The 21704-nt window shown below is 67.7% G+C and carries 14 protein-coding genes; 4 read left to right on the top strand and 10 right to left on the bottom strand.

Features of this window, described 5'->3' with window-relative positions; genetic code table 11:
• Positions 1-110: 110 nt before the first annotated feature.
• From ACGFIV_RS17675 to ACGFIV_RS17650, 6 genes are all read right to left on the bottom strand, one after another.
• A complete protein-coding gene (locus ACGFIV_RS17675; protein WP_358555952.1) occupies positions 111-533 on the bottom strand; it encodes a TadE family protein in 423 nt (140 codons plus the stop codon).
• Positions 530-1429 (bottom strand): type II secretion system protein, encoded by a 900-nt coding sequence (locus tag ACGFIV_RS17670; protein ID WP_358555955.1) that lies wholly within the window; start codon positions 1427-1429, stop codon positions 530-532. Before ACGFIV_RS17670 ends, ACGFIV_RS17675 begins: the two co-directional genes overlap by 4 nt.
• A complete protein-coding gene (locus ACGFIV_RS17665) occupies positions 1426-2319 on the bottom strand; it encodes a type II secretion system F family protein (RefSeq protein ID WP_392835933.1) in 894 nt (297 codons plus the stop codon). The genes ACGFIV_RS17670 and ACGFIV_RS17665 overlap by 4 nt, the downstream gene beginning before the upstream one ends.
• On the bottom strand, positions 2316-3143 hold the full coding sequence (locus tag ACGFIV_RS17660; protein WP_358555961.1) for a hypothetical protein: 828 nt from the start codon (positions 3141-3143) through the stop codon (positions 2316-2318). The genes ACGFIV_RS17665 and ACGFIV_RS17660 overlap by 4 nt, the downstream gene beginning before the upstream one ends.
• A gap of 5 nt (positions 3144-3148) precedes the next feature.
• On the bottom strand, positions 3149-4165 hold the full coding sequence (locus ACGFIV_RS17655) for a hypothetical protein (protein WP_392835929.1): 1017 nt from the start codon (positions 4163-4165) through the stop codon (positions 3149-3151).
• Positions 4166-4374: 209 nt separating this feature from the next.
• The gene (locus tag ACGFIV_RS17650; RefSeq protein WP_392835926.1) at positions 4375-4647 is read right to left on the bottom strand and encodes a WXG100 family type VII secretion target; all 273 of its coding nucleotides are present in this window, start codon (positions 4645-4647) and stop codon (positions 4375-4377) included.
• 229 nt (positions 4648-4876) lie between these two features.
• Between ACGFIV_RS17650 and ACGFIV_RS17645 the strand changes: the two genes are divergently transcribed.
• The 3 genes from ACGFIV_RS17645 (at position 4877) to ACGFIV_RS17635 (ending at position 9640) form a co-directional block, all read left to right on the top strand.
• Entirely contained in the window at positions 4877-6619 is a 1743-nt protein-coding gene (locus ACGFIV_RS17645) for a biotin carboxylase N-terminal domain-containing protein (RefSeq protein WP_358555968.1), read from the top strand.
• 104 nt (positions 6620-6723) lie between these two features.
• Positions 6724-8109 (top strand): hypothetical protein, encoded by a 1386-nt coding sequence (locus tag ACGFIV_RS17640; RefSeq protein ID WP_358555971.1) that lies wholly within the window; start codon positions 6724-6726, stop codon positions 8107-8109.
• 283 nt (positions 8110-8392) lie between these two features.
• A complete protein-coding gene (locus ACGFIV_RS17635) occupies positions 8393-9640 on the top strand; it encodes a pentapeptide repeat-containing protein (RefSeq protein WP_358549216.1) in 1248 nt (415 codons plus the stop codon).
• A gap of 39 nt (positions 9641-9679) precedes the next feature.
• Here the strand turns inward: ACGFIV_RS17635 and ACGFIV_RS17630 are convergent, their stop codons facing one another.
• Positions 9680-11074, bottom strand: a complete 1395-nt coding sequence (locus ACGFIV_RS17630) for an NAD(P)H-quinone dehydrogenase (protein WP_358549214.1) — start codon at positions 11072-11074, stop codon at positions 9680-9682.
• 221 nt (positions 11075-11295) lie between these two features.
• Between ACGFIV_RS17630 and ACGFIV_RS17625 the strand changes: the two genes are divergently transcribed.
• Positions 11296-11748, top strand: a complete 453-nt coding sequence (locus tag ACGFIV_RS17625; RefSeq protein WP_358549210.1) for a gamma-glutamylcyclotransferase — start codon at positions 11296-11298, stop codon at positions 11746-11748.
• 64 nt (positions 11749-11812) lie between these two features.
• Here ACGFIV_RS17625 and kynU read toward each other — a convergent pair whose 3' ends face one another.
• The 3 genes from kynU to ACGFIV_RS17610 all read right to left on the bottom strand — a co-directional run bounded on the left by kynU (position 11813) and on the right by ACGFIV_RS17610 (position 21350).
• Positions 11813-12997 (bottom strand): kynureninase, encoded by a 1185-nt coding sequence (kynU, locus tag ACGFIV_RS17620; protein ID WP_358549207.1) that lies wholly within the window; start codon positions 12995-12997, stop codon positions 11813-11815.
• Between the two features lie 232 nt (positions 12998-13229).
• Positions 13230-13832 carry a hypothetical protein gene (locus ACGFIV_RS17615; RefSeq protein WP_358549204.1) on the bottom strand — a complete coding sequence of 201 codons (603 nt, stop codon included), beginning with the start codon at positions 13830-13832 and terminating at the stop codon, positions 13230-13232.
• 9 nt (positions 13833-13841) lie between these two features.
• The gene (locus ACGFIV_RS17610) at positions 13842-21350 is read right to left on the bottom strand and encodes a LamG-like jellyroll fold domain-containing protein (RefSeq protein ID WP_392835918.1); all 7509 of its coding nucleotides are present in this window, start codon (positions 21348-21350) and stop codon (positions 13842-13844) included.
• Positions 21351-21704: the final 354 nt, after the last annotated feature.

The following is a 21704-nucleotide window of genomic DNA, read 5'->3' as shown; positions in this document are numbered from 1 at the left end:
GGCGGCACCGTTGCCCAGGGCGCCGCCGCCGAATCCGATGATGGTCAGGAGTATGCCTACCATCCGACCGTCACGAAGACGCCCAAGGCCCGTGATCCGGCCCCGGAGGGTCACTGGCAGCCGGGGCTGCCGTCGTCGGGGCGGAAGCATTCGATGGGTCCGCCGAAGGTGGAGGTGATCCTGAAGGACATGCCGGGAAGCAGGGGGACCACCGCGACGGCGTCGCCCTCGACGGTGACCCCGCGCTGGTCACCCCTCTGCCAGGCCCGTACGACGACGGACTGGAGCATCTTGGGCCCGACGGTTCGCACGACCGTACGGGCGCGGGACTCGGCGGCGCCCTGCCAGCCCTCCGTCCCGGTGCCGGCGGCGCGGGCGATCCTCGCGCCCTCCCGCGCGGCCGCGTCGGCGACCTGCCTGCCGTGGAAGACCAGGGTGAACTGGACGATCAGCAGGATGACCACGAGCACGACCGGCATGATCAGCGCCAGCTCGATGACCGAGGCTCCCCGGTCTCCCTGTCGCCGCCTCATGATCCGAGCATCCTCATGGCGGCGGGATAACTCAGGAACAGCGCGAACCCGGCGCACAGCAGGAACCGGGCGAACAGCATCGACCGCTCCCCGGCCCGGCCTTCGATCTCCGCCAGCCGGTGGCGGCGTATGACCTCGGCGCGGGCCGCCAGGGACCGCCGAAGCCTCGCGCCGTCGTCGGTGGCCGGCCCCAGCGAGGACGACAGGTCGCGCAGTTCGTCCACGTCGATCTCCTCTCCGAGCCGGCCCAGGGCCTGCCAGGGCGTGATCGCGGCGAACCTGGCGTTCACCAGCGCGTCGCGGATCCGCCACATCGCCCAGCCGTCTCCGAGGGACGAGGCCGACATCAGCGCCTCGGGCACTCCCGCGCCGCCCGCCAGGTTCACGGCCACGAGGTCGAGGAAGGCGCCGACGACGCGCCTGAACTCGCGCCTGCGGACGGCGGCGTGCCTCCGGAGCCGCAGATCCGGGAGTACGAACAAGATCAGGGCGAGGACGACCGCCGACGACAGCGGCACCGCGAGCCGGAACTCCCAGCCCATGAGCGTGGTCCACGCGGCCACGGTCGGCGCGGCGAGCAGCCCGGCGGCGCCGAGCAGGCACTTGGAGGCGAGATGGTCCTCGAACGACCTGCCGAGCAGCGCCAGATCGGCCCGGACCGAGCGCTGCTCCCACCCCCGAGCCGCGTAGAAGCGCGCGGCGGACTCGCCGACCTCGCGGCGGATCGGGCCGGTGTCCTCCCCGGTCGGCGGCTCTCCGGCGCGGTGCCCGTCACGACGTACGGCGTCGGCGGCGAGGAGCCGTGCGGCGAGCCCCGGCCGGGTGGGGAACAGCGCGCGCAGCAGCAGGAACACCCCCAGCCCGACGAGCGCGCCCCCGGCCAGCGATCCCGTCATCGCGTCACCCCCGCCTCGGTGGTGGGCGCCGGCAGGGGTCCGGCCAGTGTGCGGCCGGGTCTGTCGAATCTGGGGAGCCCGCGCGTCCAGGCGAAACCCGCGGCGAACAGCCCCGCCACGACCAGCAGGACGAGTTGCCCGGCCGGGCCCGTGTACTCGGCGACGTAGGAGGGGCGCAGGACGACCAGAGCGGCGGCCGACCCGAGCGACGCGCCCACCGCGATCTGGACGCCGCGCCGGGCGGAACGCCGCTCGGCCTCGACCCTGCGGCGGATGTGAAGCTCCTCGCGGGCCGATCCCGCGAGCGCGCCGAGCACCTCGCGAAGACCCGGCCCGCGCAGCTTGGCGTTGAGGATCAGGGCGGCGATGACAAGGTCGGCGGAGGAGTCGCCGATGTCGTCGGCGAAGCGGTGGAGGGCGTCCGAAAGCGGCATCCGGGTGTGGAGCCTGTCGACCAGGGCGACCAGGTGTGGCTGGAGGGTCGGGGCGGCCGCCCGTACCGAGGCCGGGATCGCCTGCTCCAGGCCCGCCGTGCCCACGACGCTCTCCCTCAGCGAGTCGGTCCAGGCGGCGAGCGCCTCCAGACGGCGCGTCGCGGCGCGCTCCTCGGCGGCGCCGCCCACCAGTCCATGCCAGCCGAGAACCAGCAGGCCGCAGCCCGCGGCGACCACAGGCCAGCCGGTGGCGATCAGTACGGCGCCGCCGACGGCGACAGCTGCCGTCGCGCGAACGGAAAGCTTCGTCGCACGGGGCCCGGCCGGCCGGTCCGTACGGGCGGAGGCTCTCGTGCCGCCCCTCAAGAACGCCACAAGCAGGAACACCCCGCCACCGATCGCCGCCCCACCCAGCAGGACCAGCGACAACTGGATCACCGGCGTCGCGGGGGTCATGCCGTGCTTCTTTCGGGGGCTATCGCGGGGGGTTGGGCGTGGCGGCCCTGCTGGCGGGCTCCGTGGTCGGTCCGGGAGAGAACGGTGGCGGCGAGTTCGCGCGCCGAGCGGATGAGCAGGGTACGGCCGAGCCGCCCGCCCCACTCACCGCGCAGCAGTTCGGCGCCCCTGACGTCGTGGGCGAGGCCGCCGAGCACCACGTCGGGCGTCCCGCTCGCGGCGAGCACGCGACGCACCTCGGCGATCGCCTTCTTGAACCTCTTGGCCTCGGCGATCACCACGACGCCCACGGGGGGCGGGGCCGGCGTGCGCTCGGCGAGGGCGTCGGTCAGCGCCGCGACACGGTCACGGAGGTGGGCCACCTGGTCGAGCTGGGGGCGGGCGAGCAGCAGGACGAGGTCGGCGGCGGCCAGCAGGCCGTTGATCGGAGGGTAGGACCCCACCCGGCCGCAGTCGGCGATGACGTCCGTGCCGGGCAGTTCCCTGAACGCCAGCGCCAGCGGTTCCCAGAGCCACGTCAGCCCGGAGGCCTGTTCGGCTCCGCCGATGCCCGCGAGGACTTCCAGCCCCCCGACGAGCCGTTGGGTGTGCTCGTGGACCAGCGAGGCGTCCAGCCCCCTGCGGGCGGCGACTCCCAGGCTGAGGAGACCCCTCCCCGCGTCGAGGGGATGACCCTGCTCCGCGGGCAGGCGGTAGGCGAGATCGCCTCCGGCGGCGTCGCACTCGGCGAGCAGCGCCTGGCGCGGCCAGACCGCCGCGAGCGCGGTGGCCGCGGTCGTGACCCCCGGGGCGCCCTTGTCCGCGGCGAGCGCGATCAGTGCCATGCCTCTCAGCCCTGCCTGTCGGTCGCCGTCGGGGTCGGGCCGGTGGTTCGCCGGGTGGTCGGCGTTGTGGTCGGGCGGCCTGTCGGCCTGGCGCTCGGCCTGGCGGTCGTGCCGCCGGTCGGACGGGACGAGGGCGTACGGACCGGCTGGGTCCCGCCGCGCGGGGTCGTCGAGGGCCGTGGGGTCGTTGAGGGCCGCGTCGAGGGCCGTGGGGTCTGCCGCGCGTCCGGACCGGGCGCGCCGGTCGTGGCGTCATTCGGGTCCGAGGTCGTACCGGCGGATGGCCCGCCGGTGGGCGGCGCCTGCGGAGGTACCTCGGCCGGCAGTCCAGGGAGGTAAGCCAGGCCGATGCGGCCCGCCGACGCGTGGGCCACGATGGTGGGCGCGACCTCGGTGTCGACGACGACCGACAATGACGTGGACCCGCCTCCCGAGCCGCTCGGCCCGTCGTCCACGAAGTTGACCAGTGCGTGGGCGGCGAGGACCCTGCCGCCCTCGACCGTGCCGTCCCCGCCGGGCACGAAGATCACCTGGACCCGGTCGCCCTTCTGGAGGCCGGGAGGAACCTGGCCGGCCTTGAGCAGGAGCCCGACGACCGCCTTGCCCGGGCGCAGTTCCGAGGAGGCGAGCGCCACCATCCCGTCGTTCAGCAGCGTCCCCGGCACGAGGTCGACGGCGGCGAATTGCCGGCCCACCTCCTCGCGGGCGGACCACGGGACGTACCGGACGTCCGCGACCGCGATCCGCACCTCCTTGAGCGCCCGTACCGGGATCCGCTGACCGGCCCCCACCCGCTCCGTCACCGCGATGGCCGACACCCGCTCGCCGTTCCGGACGAACATCACGGCCGTGACCAGAGCGCCGCCGACGATCAGCAGGATGGCCAGCAGCGCCAGGGCGGGCCTGCGCTCGCGAGGGGCGACGGGCAGCTTCCGTCCCTGCGGGAAACCGGGTGACGGCGTCTTGCCGGCGAGCCGTCGCGCCTCTGGGCCACGGAAGGGGGGTTGCTCGGTAACCCTCATCGGTGAGGACTCCAGAGTTTGGGGACACTGCTGGCGAGCACCGACATTACTCAGATTGGATCAGGATCGCCGTAATAAGCCCGGAAACCGCACTCGTGTCTGACTTTGCGAGGCACCAGCGGTCAATAGGGCGTTAAGGGCACGGAAGACGGCCCGGAAACACGAAAGCCCGGCGGGGAACTCCACCCGCCGGGCTCCGGCCTCGCGCGCTATCGCGTCGCGGACTCGATGTTGCCGCGGTAGGTGGTGATGATGCGGGAGGCCTCGGCCAACTCCTCCGACATCCTCTGGAACGCCTGACGGTAGTTCTGCCAGGCACCGCCGAACCGCACCGCACCGGGGCCCGTCCACGCGGTGCCGACCTTCGCCGCCTCACGGTCGAGCGCCGCCATCGTCTGGCGCACCTGCTCCGCCTGCTGCGTGAACTGAGCGGCCATGTTCTGCATTTCCACGGGGTCGCCGCCGAGCAGGCTCTGGCTCATGCCGGTCTCCTTCGGGATCGTCTGCATACAGGGGGTAGCCAAACGCCCCTACCCTAGACGTGAAACCCCTATGGCGCACTGGTTATACCGAGTAGTTATCACCCCCCACCCACACGGGGGTGCCCGGTTCCCGGGAAGAAAGGCCGGGGGTAGGGGCTCACGCGAGATCAGAGGCCGCTTACACTCCGTGGGAGGCGCGCAAGGCCTTTGGAGGAAAGGGACAACCTCGGTGCAGAAGGTCCTGATCGCCAATCGTGGCGAGATAGCGGTGCGGATCGCCCGCGCATGCAAGGATGCCGGGCTGATCGGCGTCGCGGTGTACGCCGACCAAGATCTCGACGCCCTTCACGTGCGGATGACGGAGGAGGCGTACGCGCTCGGCGGGCAGTCACCCGCCGAGACGTACCTCGACATCGGCAAGTTGCTGCGCATCGCGGCCGTGTCCGGTGCGGACGCCGTCCATCCCGGGTACGGCTTCCTGGCGGAGAACGCCGAGTTCGCCCAGGCCGTGATCGACGCCGGGCTGGTGTGGATCGGCCCCCCGCCGTCGGCGATCACGTCGCTCGGCGACAAGGTGGCCGCCCGGCACATCGCCCAGCGGGTGGGCGCGCCGCTGGTGGCGGGCACGCCCGACCCGGTGTCCGGCGTGGAGGAGGTCGTCGCCTTCGCCGCAGAGCACGGCCTGCCGATCGCGATCAAGGCCGCCTTCGGCGGCGGCGGGCGCGGGCTGAAGGTCGCCCGCACGATGGAGGAGATCCCCGACCTGTACGAGTCGGCGGTGCGCGAGGCCGTGACGGCGTTCGGGCGCGGTGAGTGCTTCGTGGAGCGCTACCTCGACCGGCCCCGCCACGTGGAGACGCAGTGCCTGGCCGACCGGCACGGCAACGTGGTGGTGATCTCCACCCGCGACTGCTCGCTGCAGCGACGGCACCAGAAGCTGGTCGAGGAGGCCCCGGCCCCGTTCCTGTCCAGCGAGCAGCGGGAGCTGCTCTACAGCTCCTCCAAGGCCATCCTCAAGGAGGCCGGCTACGTCGGGGCGGGCACCTGCGAGTTCCTGGTCGGCCAGGACGGCACGATCTCCTTCCTGGAGGTCAACACCCGGCTGCAGGTCGAGCACCCCGTCAGCGAGGAGGTCACGGGCATCGACCTGGTGCGCGAGATGTTCCGCGTCGCCGACGGCGAGCCGATCGGGTACGACGACCCCGAGGTCCGGGGGCACTCGATCGAGTTCCGGATCAACGCCGAGGACGCCGGGCGCAACTTCCTGCCCGCACCCGGCACGCTGACCACGATGCGCGCCCCCGCGGGCCCCGGCGTGCGCCTCGACGCGGGGTACGAGGCCGGCATGACGGTCCCGCAGTCGTTCGACTCGCTGGTGGCCAAGCTGATCGTCACCGGCCGCACCAGGGCCGAGGCCCTCGCGCGCTCCCGCCGCGCGCTGGAGGAGTTCTCCGTCGAGGGCATGCCCACCGTCCTGCCCTTCCACCGGGCCGTCGTGTCCGACCCCGCCTTCACCGATGAGCCCTTCAGCGTGCACACCCGGTGGATCGAGACCGAGTTCGACGGCGTGATCGAGCCCTACGCCGGGGAGACCGCGACAGAGGAGCCGGTCGAGCGCGAGCGAGTGGTCGTGGAGGTCGGCGGCAAGCGCCTTGAGGTGGTGCTGCCCGTCGCGCCCGCGATGGCACGGCAGTCCGTCCCCAAGAAGCCCGCCCGGCGCGCCGCCGGCAAGGGCTCGGCGGCGGCGGTGAGCGGCGACTCGCTGGTCAGCCCCATGCAGGGCACGATCGTCAAGGTGACGGCCTCCGACGGCGATGTCGTCCAGTCCGGCGACACCATCGTGGTGCTGGAAGCAATGAAGATGGAGCAGCCGCTCACCGCCCACAAGGGCGGCACTGTGACGGGCCTGGTCGCGGCCGTCGGGCAGACGGTCACCGCGGGAGCCTCCATCTGCGAGATCAAGGACGCCTGACCACCGCTGCGATGCCGGTCGCCCGGCGGATCGAGATACGGTTGCGTTTCGAGGAACCTAGTCGACGTCCCGTTCGTCCTGTAGGGCGAAGGAGGCATATAGCCGTGACCACTCATCCGGTGCGCCGCGCCACAGCCACAGTCGTGGCCATGCTGGCCGCACTTCTCACGCTTCTCGCGCTGTCGCCCGCCGCGCGGGCCGCGGCCCCGCCCGATCCGAACGCGATCGTGTCCGCCTGGAAGACCGGCGACCCGGTCTACGCCGGGCCGGGCGTGGCGCTCAGCTCCAGCCAGGTGTCCGACATCCGTGACGCGGTGAAGGGCGCGAACAGCAAGATCTACGTCGCCGCCCTCGCCGACGGCACGGTGACCGACAGCGCCTCTGCGGGTCACCTGATCACCGCCCTCGGCCAGGCGCTCTCGCAGCAGGGCCGTCCGCGTGCCACTGTCGCGATCCTCGACGGCACCACGCTGTTCGCGGGGTCCAGCGCCATCCGCAAGACCGGCCTGGCGGGTCAGCTCGCCACCGCGGCGACCAGCAACAACAAGGACGTCGTCACCGGCATGAAGGACTTCGTCGAGCGGGTCGACAAGGCCGTCAGCGGTGACACCAAGGGGGCCCTGAAGTCCGGAAGCGCCGCGAGCAGCGGCGGCGGTGGCGGGGTGCTGATCGGCATCCTGGTCCTCGCCCTGGTGGGCGGCCTCGGCATCTTCCTGTACTCCCGCAAGAAGAAGCGTGACCGCGAGGCCCAGGAGGCCCGTGAGCTCGCCGCGGTCAAGCAGACCGTCGAGGAGGACGTCACCAAGTTCGGTGAGGAGATCACCGCGCTCGACCTCGACGTCAGGGTGTCCGACAACCAGGCCCAGACCCAGGCCGACTGGCAGCAGGCCCTCGACGCCTACGAGCGCGCCAAGAACGAGCTCGCGGCGGTCAAGCGCACGGACGAGCTCCGCGGCGTGACCACCGCCCTTGAGGAGGGCCGTTACGCCCTCGCCTGCGTCAAGGCGCGCGTGAACAACGAGAGGCTTCCCGAGCGGCGCGCACCGTGCTTCTTCAACCCGCAGCACGGCCCGTCCGTCCGCGACGTCCTGTGGGCCCCGCCGAACGGCGCCCCCCGCGACGTGCCCGCCTGCGCGGCCGACGCGCAGCGCGTGGAGCAGGGCTTCGACCCGCACATGCGCGAGGTCATGGTCGACGGTCAGCGCCGTCCCTACTGGGACGCCGGTCCCGCGTACGCCCCCTACGCCTCCGGGTACTACGGCGGCTTCGGCGGCGGCGACCTGATGACGGGCATGCTGATCGGCACCATGCTCGGCAGTTCCTTCGGCGGCTGGGGTCACAGCGGCGGCTATGACGCCGGATACGCCGCGGGCGCCGAGTCGGCCGGTGGCGGCGACTGGGGCGGCGGAGGCGACTTCGGCGGCGGCGGAGACTGGGGCGGCGGGGGCGACTTCGGCGGCGGAGACTTCGGCGGCGGCGGAGACTGGTAGTCCCGGTCGGCTCCTTCGGCTCGTGGTGATCGTCACGGCCACGTGTTCCTCAGAGCCCCGGCGGGCCAATCGGCCCGCCGGGGCTCTTTCACGTGTACGACCGCTTCACGTGTACGACCGCTTCACGTGTACGACCGCTTCACGTGTACGACCGCTTCACGTGTACGACCGTGCGGATCGTCGCCACGTGTGGCCGGGGATGGCGAAAGCGATCTGCAAGGCGCGTGCAACCCCGCGTATATGATCACCTGTCACACTCGGCGCAGTTGTCGAGGAGGCCGCGTTGCGTCGTTCCATCCCCCTGGCCCTTGTATCCGGGCTGTTCGTCCTAGCCGTGTCGGCCCTGCCGGCGTCCGCCTCCACGCCGGGGGCCGTGACGGTCACGATCTCGGCGTCGGAAGCCGTGCTGACGGCGCCGTGCAAGCCCGGGTCGGGTGCCAAGCTGCGAGGCAGGAACTTCACCAACGGGGCCACGCTCCCGTACAACCTGCGCTGTGCCGACCTGACCAACGCCAAGCTGGACGAGGTCGACCTCACCCAGAAGGACCTGACGGGGGCCATCCTCCGGAACGCCTCGATGAAGGAGGCGGACTTCACCCAGGCCCGCCTGGAGTACGCGGACCTGAGCGGCGCCGATCTCTCCGACGCCGATCTCGGCCAGATGCACGCCAAGCACGCCACCCTGCGTAGGACGATCCTCACCGACGCCCACGGCGGCCAGGCCGAGTTCCCGCACGCCGACCTCACCGGGGCCATCATGGCCAGGGCCGAGCTGACCCAGGCGAACCTGACCGACGCGACACTGGTCGACGCGGACCTCAACGAGGCCACCCTGGGCCAGATCCAGGCCAGGAACGCCGACTTCACAGGGGCCAAGCTCCGCGACGCCAAGCTCGGCCAGGCCAAGCTTCAGTTCGCGGTGTTCAAGGGCGCCAACCTCACGAAGGCCGAGTTCGTCCAGGCGGAGCTGAACGGTGCGGACCTCAGCGGGGCGACGGTCGAGAAGGCGTCCTTCATCCAGGCCGACGACGTCGACCTCACCGGAGCGCTCGGCACTCCGGAGAACGTGCCGTACGACGCGCTCGGCAAGCTGTCCGAGCTTCTTCCCACCGGCTCTGAAGACGCGGGCGACCCATCTTCGGCTCAGCCGGTCGTCACTCGCGGAACCGGCGGGCTGGGCCTGGTGCTGGTGATCCTCAGCGGCGTGGGCCTCAGCGTCACCCTGATCCTCTGGGGGCTCTCCCACCGCCGCAGGGTCGAGCGGGAGCGCCGGTACGCCACAGCGCGGCGGACCGCCGAGGAGGAGGTGATCAAGCTGGGCGAGGAGATCGACTCGCTGGACTTCGACTACAAGATCAACCATATGACCACCAGCGGCGTGGACCAGGACTGGCGCCGCGCGCTGGACGCCTACGAGGCCGCCAAGCAGTCGCTCAACGCCGCCCAGAACATCCCCCAGCTCGCGGGGGTCGCAGCGGCCGTCTATCACGGCAGGGACGCCCTCGGACGCGTCAGATCCCGCCTGACGTGACCGGCCGGCGGGCCGCCGTGGTCACGGCGGTCGCCGTGGTCAGATCACGGTGGACTGGACGGGAAGCATCAGGCGCCGGGCGGCCTCGGTGATCGAGCCGGCCAGCGAGGGGTAGACCGCGAACGTGTGAGCGATCTGGTCGACCGTGAGCCGGTGCTGGACGGCCAGCGACAGGGCAAGGATCAGCTCAGAGGCACGCGGGGCGACGACGACGCCGCCGAGCACGATGCCGGTGTGCGGGCGGCAGAACAACTTCACGAAGCCGTCGTTGAAGCCCTGCATCTTCGCGCGGGCGTTGGTGGAGAGGGGCAGCTTGACGACGTTGGCCTCGACCTCGCCCGCCTCGATCTGCCGCTGCGAGACGCCGACGGCGGCGATCTCCGGGTCGGTGAAGATGGTGGACGCCACGGTGGCGAGGCGCAGGGGCTGCACGGCCTCCCCCAGCGCGTGCCAGACCGCGATGCGGCCCTGCATGGCCGCCACGGAGGCGAGCATGAGCACACCGGTGCAGTCGCCCGCGGCGTAGACCCCGGGGGCCGAGGTACGGGACACCTTGTCGACCTGGACGAAGCCGTTCCTGTCGAGGGTGACGCCCGCTTCCTCCAGGCCCAGGCCGGAAGTGTTCGGGATCATGCCGACCGTCATGAGGCAGTGACTGCCCTCGGCGGTGCGGCCGTCCTCCAGGGTGACGACCACGCCGTGCTCGGTGCGCTTGACCGAGGAGGCACGGGACTTGCCCATGACGTTCATGCCACGGCGCCGGTAGACCTCTTCGAGGACCTCGGCCGCGTCGGCGTCCTCGTTCGGCATCATCCGGTCACGGGAGGAGACGAGCGTGACCTCCGAGCCCAGCGAGCGGTACGCGCCGGCGAACTCGGCGCCGGTGACGCCGGAGCCGACGACGATGAGGTGCTCGGGCACCTCGTCGAGGTCGTAGAGCTGCCGCCAGGTGAGCACGCGCTCCCCGTCGGGCTCGGCGCCCGGCAGCACGCGCGGGGTCGCGCCGGTGGCCACGATGACGACGTCGGCCCTGATGGTCTGGTCGCCCACGCGCACGACCTGCGGGTCGACCAGGCGCCCCGAACCCCGGATGATCTCGACGCCCTCGGCGGTGAGCCTGGCCGCGATGTCTGCCGACTGGGCCTGTGCAAGCTCCTTGACGCGTTTGTTCACCAGCGGCATGTCGACCTGGATGCCGCCCACGTCCCCGTCGAGTCCACCGGTGAAATTGACACCGAGGGAGGATCCATCCAGAAGGGCCTGCTTGCGGACAGATGTGGCGATCATGGTCTTGGACGGCACGCAGTCGGTGAGCACGCACGCCCCACCCGGCCCGTCCTGCTCGACCACGGTGGCCGTGGCTCCGAGCTGAGCCGCGACCAGCGCCGCCTCGTAACCTCCGGGCCCGCCGCCAATGATCACAATCCTCGTCACATACCCCATTGTCCCGTATGGCGCGGGGTGCCCGGGGTGCAATACCCGATGAGATGCATCGAAGACCGGTAAAAAAGCTCGATTCTCACCGGAAAACCCCTAGGAATCCACTGATCCGAAGGCTCATCACCGGAAGAAAGAAAGCCGCCGCCACGCTCGGGCCGCGTGTTGGAAGCGCCCGGCCGGATCAGCACCCGGATCTTGGATTACTCTTGTGTGCCGTGCCTGTTTACGCCGCCTATGGCAGCAACATGGACCCCAAGCAGATGGCCCAGAGGGCTCCCCACTCGCCCATGCGCGGGACGGGCTGGCTGCAGGGCTGGCGCCTGACCTTCGGCGGCGAGGACGTCGGGTGGGAGGGCGCGCTCGCCACGATCGCCGAAAGCCCCGACGAGCACGTCTTCGTGGTCCTCTACGACGTGCCCGACTGGGACGAGTCCTCGCTCGACCAGTGGGAGGGGGCCGCGCTGGGGCTCTACCACAAGGTCAAACTGCGGGTGGCGACCCTCGACGGCGAGATCGTCGCGTGGTTCTACGTGCTCGACGGGTACGAGGGCGGCCTGCCGTCCGCCCGTTACCTGGGCATCCTCGCCGACGCCGCCGAAAAGGCCGGGGCCCCCGACGACTACGTCACCGACATCCGCAGCCGCCCCTGCACCTCGATCGGCGACTGACCACCCAGCACCCCAGGCCCAGCGCCCACTCCTGATTCGCAGCACCTACGAGCGGCAGGCGTCCCTACTTTCGTGAGGCCAGTACGTCGGTGAGGGATTGGGCGGCGTGGACGGCGTCCGTGTAGCTGTTGTACAAGGGGGCGAAACCGAAGCGGAGGATGTCGGGGGTGCGGAAGTCGCCGATGACCTCGCGGGCCGTCAGCTCGGCGACGAGCTCCCCCGCGCCGGGGTGGCGCAGTGAGACCTGGTGGCCACGGTTCCCGTCGCGTGGGGTGACCACCTCGACGGCGTCCCCGAGCAGCTCGTCCACGCACTCCATGAAGAACCCGGTGAGCGACAGGCCCTTGGCCCGTACGTCCGCGAGGTCCACGCCGTCCCAGACCTCCAGCGCGGCCTCCAGTGCCAGCAGCGAAAGGATGTCGGGAGTACCGGCCCGGGCACGGGCGATCCCGGGCGCCGGCTCGTACGCCGGGGCCATCGCGAACGGATCACGGTGGCCACCCCACCCCGACAGCGGCTGGCGGAACGACCCCTGGAGATCACGCGGCACGTAGACGAAGGCGGGTGACCCCGGGCCGCCGTTGAGGAACTTGTACGTGCATCCGACGGCCAGGTCGACGCCGAGCGCGTCCAGCTCGATCGGGAGCACGCCCGCGCTGTGGCACAGATCCCACACCACCCGCGCGCCCACCGAGTGGACCCTGGCCGTGAGGCGGGCCATGTCGTACAGGCGCCCGGTCTTGTAGTCCACGTGGTTGAGCAGGACCACCGCCGTCTGCTCGCTCAGCGCATCATCGAGCTCGTCCACGCCGACCGGCCGGAGCACCATGCCGGTCAGCTCGGCCACCGACTCCGCGATGTACCCGTCGGTCGGGAACGTGGCCGCGTCCACCACGATCTCCCGCCGCCCCGGCGACAGCCGTACTGCGGCCACCAGGGCCTTGAAGATGTTGACGCTGGTCGAGTCGGCCACCACGACCTGCCCGGGGGCCGCGCCCACCAGCGGGGCGATCAGCTCCCCCACCCGCTCGGGCGCCGTCCACCACCTCTCCGGCCACGACCTGATGAGCCTGCGCCCCCACTGCTCCCGCACGACCTCCTCCACCCGCCCGGCCACCCGCCGAGGCGGAGCACCGAGGGAGTTGCCGTCCAGGTAGACCACAGCGGGATCGAGGTCGAACTCGTCACGGAGATACGCCATCGCGTCCACGGCGTCCAGCTTCACAGCGCGCTCGGTCAGGTCGGTCATGTCCGCTTCCCTCGTCCGGAGACCCCGCCCCGCAGCAGGAGCATACCTCCAGGCAGAGGTTACGCAATGCCCGCTGATCCCCTTCACCCCGCCCTGCCCCCCGGGCCACCCAGAAGTACAGCAACAACGCAAGATCGAGCCCCAGACTCAGGAGCTCTCCAGGGCCGCCGTAGTCGGACGGCGGCGACGCTGGGCTTCACCGCGCCCGGCGAGCCTTATGCCAGTCGACACCTCACTCGATCCTCATTCGGATTTGAGTCCCATCAGGCAAGCCTTCTACTTGTCGATACACGTCCGCCCTGAAACGCATCAGCGATACCGACTCCTTCATGCGCATTTCCTCAGCCTCGAACTTGCCACCCAGAAAGAAAGGAACGACCGGCGCCAATCTGCATCCTTTGCTGATGGCGCCATTCTTTTGTTGCCACTCATGAATGACCGGGAATCCCGTTTGCATCTCATAATCATCTAGAATCAGCGACGCCCAGGAATCCACAGTTGACGCCACGAGCTCGCGTTCAGCGATTTCCGGGTTGAACGAATATATCCCATCCATACCCGCCGCGAATTGGAACCCAAACGCATCTTCCGCGAAGAACAAGAGCCCGGATACAGGATCACCGTACTCTCGGGTCCATAGATCGGGAGAATTCCAATGCTGCGCACTTCTCTCGATATCACCCCAAGGCAGCACATATAGCGCCGATTCGAAGGCATAAAAGCCGTTCTTCGAATCGACTAGCGGCCGAATAATCTCCGGAACTTCGGACAGATCTCCGAGGTGTCCGGCGAGCGACGATGATCCCATGCTGGTCAGGCGACTAACTGCATCCACGATGACACCCTACCACTCCACCTTTATCTGGACCTGAGTGCCGTCCGAATACTTCCTGGCCTGGTTACCGATAGAGGCGCCAGCGCCTCCGTTATCGGAACCGTTGATAGGTCGAACGCTTGCACCCGATCCACCTTCTTTGAACATCGCCGGCGGATATTCATCACGCTGTTTACCCGATACCGTGGGATGCCCACGCAACGAGTCCCTTCGATTCTGTTTCGCACCCGTTCTATCGATGGTTAGAGTATCCGGATGACCCGCATTCTGGGCATCCTCAATATGCTTTGCCGATTCAGGGTACTTTTTGCCGTCAATAATGATCTCGCACGGTGGACTGTTATGAACAAGTATCGCTTGTTCCCCGGCAACCACGTGGTACGTATGGAAGCCGGCCACGGTCAGGTTGTTGACCTGCTGAGTTCCGGTCCACTTTTTTATGGCTGTGATCTGGACGTGGGTGCCAGCGCTGGTTTGGAGGAGTGTGCCGACGCGTAGTTCCGCGGCAGTCAGCCACTTGTGGAGTTCAGGGGCCCAGAAGGGATGGCCGTCGGTGGCGATCACTACGCCGGTGGCGTCGCCTCGTTGGCCGTCGGTGTCGGCTGTGATCTCTACGAGGCTCTTGGCGCCGTCCCCTGTTATCAGGTCTAGGACGATGCGTGGGCCCGTCTTGCCTGTCTCGGGGTCGGTCGCCTGGACGAAGTCGCCGACCTGAACCTCTTCAATGGGCTTGTGGGTGCCATCGGCCATCAGGACCATCGTGCCAGCAACAAAGCTGTTGTGGGTCAGGCATTTCTCGACCGGTTTGAGGATCTTGGGAAGCTTACTGCCGAGCTTGATACCGGTGCCGAGGAGTCTGCCGACTGGAATCAAGCCGACCCCTGCGGAAATACAGTCAACCCAGTTGGGATTCGCTATGCAGTTGACCCCGTCGCCTATCAGGATGTCGCAGAGGATGTTGTCGGTGCACTGTTGCGCAAGGTCCTGGATGGTAGGTGGAGAGCTTTGCCCCGGAGGGGGGCATGCAGTGTAAACCGCCCCGAAGAACCCTCCACTTCCTGCAGTGCCACAATTCGAGGGCGGCGCACATGTACCCATGCACGTGACTAGATCGGGCCTCTCTGCCGGACACCTTGAGTCCGGGGATGCCAGATCACAGTTAAGAACATCTAGATCTGGGTTGTAGCCGTTGATAAAACATCCCGGGCATCCCTTTTTAGCCGAGGGAGGGAGCTTGTCACAGTGACCCTCAGTCGGACCATGACTACAGTCGATCACGGGTGGACGTGGTGGTCCAGGGTTGCTGGGGTGGTACGTTTTGTTCGGCGCATTCGGACTCTTCACGTGCCCAAGTGGCCCCATATCGGGCAATGGCGTCTGTGGGGCGGTCCGACATTGTGGTTTGTGTGCCGAACAGGTGTCGTCCGGCACCGGATTACAGCGTGTATCCAACTTGGACGAGCACTGATCGTCCTTCGGGTCCGCTAACGGATCCGCATTCATTGTCACATCGCAGAAGACACGTGCTGGCGTCCACGGGACAGCTCTGCAAGGCGGATACGGCCTACCGTGACCACTGGGGTCAATGTTCGAAACCGGATTCCCGTTCCCGTAGGTGTATCGGTTGATCTGGATGGAAGGATCGGGATTTAGGGTCCAGGTGTCGCGGCTGGAGAAGGTGCCGGTTCCGGGTTGGTACCAGCGGGCGTGCATGTTGACCTTGCCGGTGGTGGGGTCGGTGAGTTCGCCCTGATAGCCGAGGTCGTGTCTGGCGCCGGTTCTGGCGGTTTCTTCGCCGAAGGGGTTGTAGGCGACCGAGTCGGCGAGTGATGTTGCGGTGGCGCCGAAAGTGCCGACTACGTCGCCGTGCTGGTCGGCAAAGGCGAAGCGGGCGCCGCTGCCGTCGGAGATGCCGATCGGTTCGCCGTCGAGGCCGCGGCTGTAGCGGGCTTGCACGGCGCCAGCCCCGTCGGTCATGGCAACGATGTCGTTGGCCTGATCGCCGTATACATAGCGGCTGACAGCTCCGCCTTGGGTGCGGCTGATGACGCGGTCGAGGGCGTCGTAGGTGTAGACGGCCTCACCGTCGCTGGTCATGCGGTCCAAAGCATCGAACTGGAGGACCTTGGTGACGTTGCCCTTGGTTTCGCTGGCCGTGGTGCCGCGTGCGGTGTAGGTGTAGGTGGTGCCGTCGCCGGAGAGCAGTCGGTTGCGTTCGTCGTAGGTGAAGGTCTTGGAGCCGGCCTGGGTGCGGTTGCCGGAGTCGTCCCAGGAGTAGTCGGTGACGGCGCCGCCGGGGGCGGTCCAGGAGGTCAGCCGGTTGCTGTGGTCGTAGGTGTAGGCGTTGATGCCCGCGCCGGCGGTTCCGGTGGTGGTCTTGGTGGTGAGGTTGTCGTCGCGGTCGTAGCCGTAGGTGATGGAGGCGATGGCGGCGCCGGCGGAGGTCTTCAGCATGTCGCCGGTGAGGCGGTCCATCGGGTCGTAGGAGTAGGTCCGCTTGGGTCCGCTGGTGCCGTAGTCGATGCCGGTGAGCCGGTCGGCGTTGTCGTAGCCGTAGGTCAGCGTGGTCGCGGTCACCGGGTCGCTGAAGGTCTTGAGGCGGTCGGCGTTGTCCCAGGTGAACGTCGCCGCACCGGAGGCATCGGTGCGCTGGGTAAGCCGGTCGTTGGCGTCGTAGCCGAACGACGACAGGTCGCTGGAGCTGCCAGTCTTGGCGGTCTTGAGCAGCAGGCCGCGGTCGTTGAAGGTGAAGTCGAGATCACCCGCGCTGGTACGCCGCCCGGCCAGGTCGTAACCGAAGGTGTTGGTCTGAGTGGCGGACTCGGCCCCTGATCCTGCCTCGGTCACCAGGCGGTTGAGGTTGTCGTAGGCGTTGGTGATCCGGACCCCGCCGGGTTGCAGGACACCGACCTGGTTGCCCACCGCGTCGTAGGACATGGTCCAGGTGCGGTCGGCGAGGTCGGGATGGGCCTGGGTCGCGGGTTCGATGCGCGCCTCCACCATGCCGAGCGAGTTGTAGGTGGCCAGGAACGCGTTGCCCCGGCCGTCGGTCGTACGGGTCCGCTGCCCTGCAGCGTCGTACCCGAAGGCCGTGGTGATGGTCTTCGTGGCCGATACCGGCTCGACGAGTTTGGTCAGCTGGTCGGCCGCGTCGTAGGACCGGCGGGTGACGTGGCCTTCGGGGCTGGTCTGGGCGGTGAGGTTGCTCGCGTCGTCGTATTCGAAGCCGTAGGTGCGCAGGAGCGTGCCGGAGGGGTTCAGGTCCTTGGCCACGATCTTCCGTCCCGCGAGGTCGTATTCCGCCACTGTGGCGTTGCCCAGCGCGTCGGTGACCTTGGCGGGACGCCCCACCCCGTCGTACTCGAACTTCGTAGAGTGGGCGAGGGGATCGGTCTCTGTTTCCACCTCACCCGCGGCGTTGATCGTGGCAGTACTGCGGTTACCGGCGGGCCGCTTGACGGCGACCAGGTTGCCCGCGTTGTCGTACTCGCCGACGGTGGTGAGGGCGACCGCGGTGGGCTTGCGTTCGATCTGCGTCAGGGTGACCTGACGGCCGAGCCCGTCGTAGGTGGCCTCGATGCGCGCTCCGGTCGGGTCGGTCGAGGAGAGCCGCTCTCCGTTGAGGGTGTAGGTGTAGTCCCAGTTACCGCGGATCGCACCCTGAGTGGCAGGCGGGTCGGTGATCCGGACCGTCCGGCCGAGGACGTCGTACGTGGCGTTGGAGACGTTGCCGCGAGGATCGGTGACCGAGGTCACGCGGCCGGCGGCGTCGTAGCCATAGGACGTCCGAGGTGTCAGAGCCGTCCCGCCGGGCGGGGTGTAGGCGGTCCCGGTGACCGAGGTGACCCTTCCCGCCTTGTCGTAGGCGGTGAGGCTGGTCCGGCCTTCGGGTGCGGTCTCATGCGTCTGCTCACCTGCGGTGTTATAGCCGAGCAGCGAGGTCGGCCGTTCGGTGGTCGCGGCGGCGCCGTTGCGCTCGACCTTGACCGGCGCGCCTTCCACCTTGATGGTCCTGCCGAGAGCGTCGTAGCCGATCAGCGACGTGTAGTCCGAGCGGGTCGCACCCGCGGCGTTGCCACGTGGGTCGGTGATCTCGGTGACCAGGCCGCGGTCGTCCACCGTCCAGGATGTCGTCAGGTCCGTGGCGCCGTTCTCGACGGTCTGCTCGATGAGCCGGTCACCGGCGTCATAGCGGTAGGACTCTATTTCGGTTCGTGTGGACCCGGTTGCAGTCCAGCTGGTCTGAGTGACATTGGTGTTGGCGTCGTAGACGTAGCTGGACCTTCTTCCGAGACCGGCGGGATCGAGGGTCGAGGAGGTCAACCGACCCGACGCGTCATAGACGTAATCCACCTGGGTCTTGCCGCCCCCCGCGACCTGTCTTGTCAGATTCCCGGCGGCGTCATAGGTGGAGGACGTCAACACCACGTCGACCGGAGTCCCGGAGGCATTCAGCTTGACGCGATCAGCGATCGTCTCAGCGAGGGAGTTGTCGTCGAAGTATGTGTATCGGGTTGTCCGGCCCATCACATCGGTCTCGGAGGCAAGACGTCCGCCGGGGTCATACGCGTACGAACGTGTGACCACGTCTCGCGCTGGCTCCGGGGCTGTGGGGCTGCCGGTCCACCCCTTCAAGGTCACCGAGGCGGGCTCGCCGCGCGAGGTGTAGCCGTAGGTGTACGTCGCCCCTGCCGCGTCGGTCGTGGTGACGACCTTTCCCATGTGGTCATAGGCCGTCTGCTGGATCCCACCTTCCGGGCCAGTGACCTTTTCGAGGCGCCCGTAAGTGTCGTAGGCGAGCGTGGTCGTACGGACGACATCCCCACCTGTCAGGTCGGCGAGCGTCTCGGTGAGCTTGTTACCGTCGTCGTCGTAGGTGTAGCGGCTCTCGGCGGTGTGCGTGACACCGCTGATCTCGTTCTTGACTCCGAAGCCCGTGACTTTCGCGGTACGGCCGAAGGGGTCGTAGGAATAGGAGGTCGTGACGGGGCTTTGGGTACCGGAGACCTGTGTGCGAGTGACCGTACGGCCGATCGCGTCATACCCGAACTTGGTGATCAGGCCCGTCGGCTCGGTGATCTGGGCTAAGTCGCCGGCAGACGAGTAAGCATAGAGCCGCTGATTACTCTTGGGATCGGTCTCGCTTTTGACCAAACCCGCAGGCGTTGTACCGCCACCAACCGCCGCTTCAGTACCGTCCGTGTAGGCGTAGGTCGTTGACCGCCCGTTGGGGAAATCTGTTGTAATAGGGGCGGTCTCCTTGGCCTTCTCCCCGAACGCCGTGTATTCCCACGCGGTCGCATACGTGTTGCTGGCGGGGCCTGCCGAGCGCGCATCACGGTACACAGTCATCTGATCGTTGCGCGGGTCGAACATGTCTGCCGAGTTGAGGTAATAGGTGGCGTACGTCGTCTGGCAGTTCCCAGCGGAACGGCACTTCTTGAGACTCAGTTCATTGCCACGCTGATCGTGGGTCAGTTGGGTGGTTTTCCCGTTTGGATCTGTGATCTTGGCGACGAATCCGCCCGTGTCGTACTCATAGGATGTGGTCTTCCCGAGCTGATCTGTAAGCGACTCCGCACGTTGCCGAGCGAAGTCGTATGCCGTCTTGATGGTTCCGCCATGCGGATCCGTAACAGTGACGGTGTCCTGCTCAGTGTTCGGGTCTGGAGTGGGGAGCCCGATCTGCCACAGACCCCCATTGTCGTCGGTGTGCGTCTTAAGGCGGCCCTTCACCGTCTCATAGGTGTTGTTCGCCCAGGTTCGGCCAGAGGGAAGCGTCAAGGTGGTGAGTTGGGGAGTAGCGAGACGAGCGGCGTAGTGTTCCTGCACCTGGGCGGCGTTCAGGGGCTTGTTGTAGACGGCGAACTCGTCGATCTGGCCGACAAAGGGGAACAGGGCATTGCTCGTCGTGGTCGATGGCCAGCCTGACGAGGTCTGCCCCGTGCCGAGTTGCGCGTACTCAGCGAGGCTCTCATTCACGGCCCCCGTCTTCGTCCCGACCGGAACTCCATCGAGATACAAGGTCTGAGAACTGCCGGTCGAGGACAGGGCAACGTGATGCCATGCGCCGTTGTTGACCACTCCTGATGAGGTGATCGGGGTCCCGCTACTAGTGAACTTACCGCGTAACTTGCCATCCTTACCGACGTACAATACCGGCCCGAAGTTGGCATAAATATTCCAGTCGAGACGCGTGTCCTGCGATCCCAGAATCGTTCCGGACCCACTTGTTTTGAACCATGCTTCGACAGAGAGCTGCCCGCCGAGGAGATTAAGGGTGTTGTCGGGAAGACTGAGGTATCCGGTATTCCCCGCGCTGAGACTCATGGCGGTATCGGTAGACCCCGCTAACGCTCCAGGAGCGCCCGTCATACAGCACCTGGCATATTGAGCTTCATAGGACTCGGCCAAACCCTCATCCACGGCAAACGCCAGGGGCCCTGCGTTCGAAGGCTCTCCCAATCGCCAGTAGTGCAGCGGAACGGCGTTGAGCACCGCGCTCCGATAGGCCGAGCCGTCTCCGTACGCGTAAACCGTGCATGCCTGCGAGCTTCCCGGTCCACAGACCTTGATCAGCTTGTCGCCGCTGTATGTATAGGTCCATGTCAAAGGCTGTCCGTTGACTGGGTCCGTCGCTACCGTAGCGACGTGGGTGCCATCCCAGGTGAACGTCAACGCCCGGCCACCGGGGGCCGTCACCTTCGCGAGGTTGCCATCGCTTCCGTAGAGGAGCTCCTGTGCGCGCCCGCGGGCATCTGTCAGCTTCGTCAACCGCCCCGATGCGTCAAAGAGATACGACATCGCCGACTTGTCCATCAGACGCCATCCGCCGCCGCTGACGGTCGCAAGCGTGTAGAACAAGCCCGCCGGTGAGGCGTATGTCCCGCCGCCCTTGTCCCCGAATCGCACTTGCGAACCATCCGGACGCGTGAGGAGAATCGTCCCCGTCGAGGGTTCTGTGACGAGCTTCGTATCCCATCGGGACGACCAGCCGGCACCGAAGATTCCCACACGGGGATCGGCACTGTTATAGGTACGGGTCACGCTCAGCGGAGGGCCAACCGATGTCACCGAGGCATCGGTCACCGACGAGGTGTAGTTCCCCGTCAGGGCATTGAATTCTCGCCCGTGCGAGCTCTTGGTGAGCTCCGCGTTGATCCGCGGTTGCGGAATCAGCACGGTGAACTTCTGCCAGTTGGAGATTGTGGAGCCAGTCTGGGTGTCGGAGACCTGGACATACCAGAAGGCGTCGTCTCCCCACTTCAACGTGCCAGCCGGCACCTGCCACGTTCCTACGGGAGAGACACCGTAGGTGCTCAGGGTCGGCGACTTGGCGCACTGGGCGTAATCCGCCGGTTGGCCATTTACCGATGGGCACACCACGAACCAGTAGAACACCCAGTCTTGCGGAGCCGGTACGGCCGAGGTGCCGTATGCGGCCACGATCGGTGTGACGGAGGTGACGGTGCCGTTGTTCTGCGGGTAAGTCCATCGAAGAGTCGGCTGGGCGGCCAAGATACGTGCTCCACCGCTCCTCAGGAGCTTCTGCTCCTGACCATCCGTCGCTCCAGAAGCCGGGGGATCCTCCCTCGTAGACTTGGCGACTCTCTCTCGTACGTTCTGCACCCGGTCCTTGAGTATGTTGGCCGGTACACGCACGGAAACTTTTGTGTCGGACTTTCGCGTCTCCAAGGGCAGTGCACCCTTCGGCGGTTCAGGGTCGCCAGTCGCAGTCTTGGAGGATGGTTTCAGGGTCGCCGTTGTTGCTTCAGCCGGCACCAGGTGTGGAAGTCCTGCCGCCGAACCAGCCTGCTGTGCAGGAGTACTCACGTCCGCGGCGGACACCTGAACATTCGATTGCTCAGACGA

This window comes from Sphaerisporangium sp. NPDC049003 (genome assembly GCF_043197795.1).
Lineage (GTDB): Bacteria > Actinomycetota > Actinomycetes > Streptosporangiales > Streptosporangiaceae > Sphaerisporangium.
The sequence above is the reverse complement of the archived record's forward strand: the minus strand, read 5'-3'. Positions and strand labels throughout refer to the sequence as shown.

Coding starts and splice junctions, on each gene's coding strand:
- ACGFIV_RS17655 (WP_392835929.1), bottom strand. CDS start 4,165: ATGAGGGTTACCGAGCAACCCCCCTTCCGTGGCCCAGAGGCGCGACGG.
- kynU (WP_358549207.1), bottom strand. CDS start 12,997: ATGACCGACCTGACCGAGCGCGCTGTGAAGCTGGACGCCGTGGACGCG.
- ACGFIV_RS17665 (WP_392835933.1), bottom strand. CDS start 2,319: ATGACCCCCGCGACGCCGGTGATCCAGTTGTCGCTGGTCCTGCTGGGT.
- ACGFIV_RS17660 (WP_358555961.1), bottom strand. CDS start 3,143: ATGGCACTGATCGCGCTCGCCGCGGACAAGGGCGCCCCGGGGGTCACG.
- ACGFIV_RS17670 (WP_358555955.1), bottom strand. CDS start 1,429: ATGACGGGATCGCTGGCCGGGGGCGCGCTCGTCGGGCTGGGGGTGTTC.
- ACGFIV_RS17650 (WP_392835926.1), bottom strand. CDS start 4,647: ATGAGCCAGAGCCTGCTCGGCGGCGACCCCGTGGAAATGCAGAACATG.
- ACGFIV_RS17675 (WP_358555952.1), bottom strand. CDS start 533: ATGAGGCGGCGACAGGGAGACCGGGGAGCCTCGGTCATCGAGCTGGCG.